The sequence below is a fragment of the Mycobacterium sp. genome (assembly GCF_049673265.1).
Classification (GTDB): Bacteria; Actinomycetota; Actinomycetes; order Mycobacteriales; family Mycobacteriaceae; genus Mycobacterium.
The window spans coordinates 1-2,730 of record NZ_JBATXN010000020.1 but is presented as its reverse complement, the minus strand read 5'-3'; the positions used below and the strand labels follow the sequence as shown (position 1 = coordinate 2,730).

3 protein-coding genes and 1 pseudogene are annotated in these 2,730 nt (G+C 64.9%); 2 read left to right on the top strand and 2 right to left on the bottom strand.

Features of this window, described 5'->3' with window-relative positions:
• Positions 1–24: 24 nt before the first annotated feature.
• On the bottom strand, positions 25–1,017 hold the full coding sequence (locus WBF82_RS00585) for a stage II sporulation protein M (protein ID WP_424381168.1): 993 nt from the start codon (positions 1,015–1,017) through the stop codon (positions 25–27).
• Positions 1,018–1,080: 63 nt separating this feature from the next.
• Between WBF82_RS00585 and WBF82_RS00580 the strand changes: the two genes are divergently transcribed.
• Entirely contained in the window at positions 1,081–1,902 is an 822-nt protein-coding gene (locus tag WBF82_RS00580) for an RDD family protein (protein WP_424381167.1), read from the top strand.
• A gap of 13 nt (positions 1,903–1,915) precedes the next feature.
• Here the strand turns inward: WBF82_RS00580 and WBF82_RS00575 are convergent, their stop codons facing one another.
• Positions 1,916–2,323 (bottom strand): hypothetical protein, encoded by a 408-nt coding sequence (locus WBF82_RS00575; protein WP_424381166.1) that lies wholly within the window; start codon positions 2,321–2,323, stop codon positions 1,916–1,918.
• Positions 2,324–2,471: 148 nt separating this feature from the next.
• On the opposite strand from WBF82_RS00575, the pseudogene WBF82_RS00570 reads away from it, so the two are divergent.
• Positions 2,472–2,730: pseudogene (locus tag WBF82_RS00570) on the top strand (PadR family transcriptional regulator); the annotation flags it as partial.

Genomic DNA, 2,730 nt, shown 5'->3' with positions numbered 1-2,730 from the left:
GCTTTTACGTCTGCTCGCCGGTCTCTAGCGGGTGGGCACCACGTCCGGCGCATCGGCGATGTCGCCGGTGTCGCCAGCCCGAGCCGCGCGTCGGCCGAAGTACACGATGTAAGTCAAAAACCCCGCCTCGGCCAGGATTCCGATGCCAATCCGCAACGCTGTAGGCAACGGCGACGGGGTCACCAACGACTCGATGGCACCCGAGATGAGCAGCACCACCACCAAGCCGACCGCGACCGCGACGACAGCACGACCCTGCTCGGCAAGCACCTGGCCCCGCGGGCGATCCCCGGGTGATATCACTGACCAACCCAGCCGCATTCCAGCGGCACCCGCCAGGAACACTGCCGTTAGCTCCAGCAGGCCATGCGGAATCAGCAACCCCAGCATGATGTCGCCCTTGCCGGCCTGCAGCATCAGACCGGCCACGACTCCGAGGTTGGCGGCATTGGTGAACAACACAAACGGGATCGGCACGCCCAGCACCACCGAGAATGCGATGCACTTCGCGGCAACCCAGGAATTGTTGAGCCAGACTTGCAGCCCGAACGCGATAGCGGAGTGCTCACTGTAGTACGAGGCAAAGTCATGGTTAACCAATTCGTCTATCTCGCTTGGTGTTCCAATCGTAGCTTGAACGTCGGGGCTGCCGATCACCCACACTGCGATGGCCGCAGCGACGGCGAAGAACAGCACGGCCGTCGCCAGCCACCACCGCCAGGCGCGGTAGGCCACCACCGGAAACGACACCGTCCAGAACCGAACGAATTCACGGGACAATGGAGCGTGGGCTCCGGTAACCGCGGCGCGAGCACGCGCCACCAGACTCGAAAGACTGCCAACGACGGCTGAATCTGAGGACACCGATCGCAGCATCGACAAATGCGTCGACACCCGCTGGTAGAGCTCGACGAGTTCGTCAATCTCGGCTCCGGTCAAGCGCCGGCGACTTTTCACCAAATGTTCGAGCCGGTCCCAGGTATCGCGGTGAGCGAGCACGAACGCGTCGACATCCACCACTCGGAGCCTAGCGTTACCGGCAAACTCACCGCAGCCTGGAAGCCGGGTACCGTTTGCGGTATGCCGCAGGTGGTGACCGGGGACGCCGTGGTGCTCGACGTGCCGATCGCTCAACTGCCGGTGCGGGCGGTCGGAGCGCTGATCGACATCGTCGTCATCGTCATCGGCTATCTGGTGGCGCTGATGTTGTGGGCCGTCACATTGACCCAATTCGACGACGCGGTCACGGCAGCGATCATCATCATCTTCACCGTGCTGGTGTTTGTCGGGTATCCCGTCATCTTCGAAACCGCAACACGAGGTCGGTCGGTCGGCAAACTGGTGATGGGTCTGCGGGTGGTGTCGGAGGACGGCGGGCCAGAGCGCTTCCGCCAGGCGCTGTTTCGCGGACTGGCGTCGGTCGTCGAGATCTGGATGTTGTTGGGCAGCCCGGCGGTGATCTGCAGCATGCTCTCGCCGAAAGCCAAACGGATTGGCGACGTCTTCGCGGGCACAGTGGTGATCAGCGAACGCGGGCCGAAGTTGGGGCCATTGCCTTTGATGCCACCGTCGCTGGCCTGGTGGGCTGCGTCGCTCCAGCTATCCGGGCTGAGGCCCGAGCAGGCCGAGATCGCACGCCAATTCCTCGCCCGCGCACCGCAACTCGATCCGCGGCTACGCGACCAGATGGCCTACCGGATCGCCGGTGATGTGCTGAGCCGGGTTGCGCCTGCACCACCGCCCGGAACTCCACCGCAACTCGCGTTGGCCGCCGTGCTGGCCGAACGACACCGTCGGGAGCTAGCAAGGTTGCGGCCCTCAGCGGCATCTGGATGGCCGCCGCCGCCACAGCCCTGGCCGCCCGGCCCGCCGTCACCTGGCGGCTTTTTGCCGCCGCGCTAAATATTGCGGCCGGTTATTGCGCGACGGTGACGGCCAGGATGGTGATGTCGGCGGCCAACAGCGCCAACGCCAGCAGTGGCACCACGATGCCCCACCGGCGGTGCGCGGTGAAAAACGAAACGATGACCGTCACCACAGCCACTGCCGGTGCGCCATAGAACGAGACGTCCGGACTCATCCAAGTGGGCCCAACGTGCTGGCATTGCTGTTGGCTACATGCGGCGGTGCTCAGCACGGCGCCGAAGAAATAGACCATGACAATGCCCGCGCCCACCACCGTCAGTAGCGCCAGCGCCCAGTTCGCCCAGAAGCGGAGGCGCTTCGTGCGCTTGGCGTCGTCGGTTGCGGCGACCTGCTCGTTGCGGTCGGCGTCGCGGTCTAAGCCCGCGGCGACCTTCACATTGCGGTTTTCCTCATCCATCCGTGGAGTGCTACCCCGCTAAGAGGAGCCACAAACCCCTGGTCAAGCAGCAGACAGCAGCTTCACCGTTGCATCACGATAGTTTTCGATATATCGTCGTCGTATCGGTAGCGCATCAGGCGCTGCCTTTCCCGAAACGAGATGACATATGGATAACCCATTCCCCCACGCAGGCGGGCCGTTCCCCGGAAACCCCGGAGCCCAGGGCTTCGGCTTCCACCCACAGGCACGGCGCGCATTGCACGAACACCGCAGGCAGGCCCGTCGCGAGTTCCGCGACTTTGTCCGCGGGCACGACGCCGGCCGCGCCGGACACGACGGGCCGTTCGGTCCGGGTTTCGGCCCGGGTTTCGGTCCGGGCTTCGGCAGGGCTTTCGGCCCCGGCGGCTTCGGCTTCGGCCCCAGCC

Bases quoted from the DNA above. Each gene is read 5' to 3' on its own strand.
- WBF82_RS00580 (WP_424381167.1), top strand. From the start codon at position 1,081: ATGCCGCAGGTGGTGACCGGGGACGCCGTGGTGCTCGACGTGCCGATC.
- WBF82_RS00575 (WP_424381166.1), bottom strand. From the start codon at position 2,323: ATGGATGAGGAAAACCGCAATGTGAAGGTCGCCGCGGGCTTAGACCGC.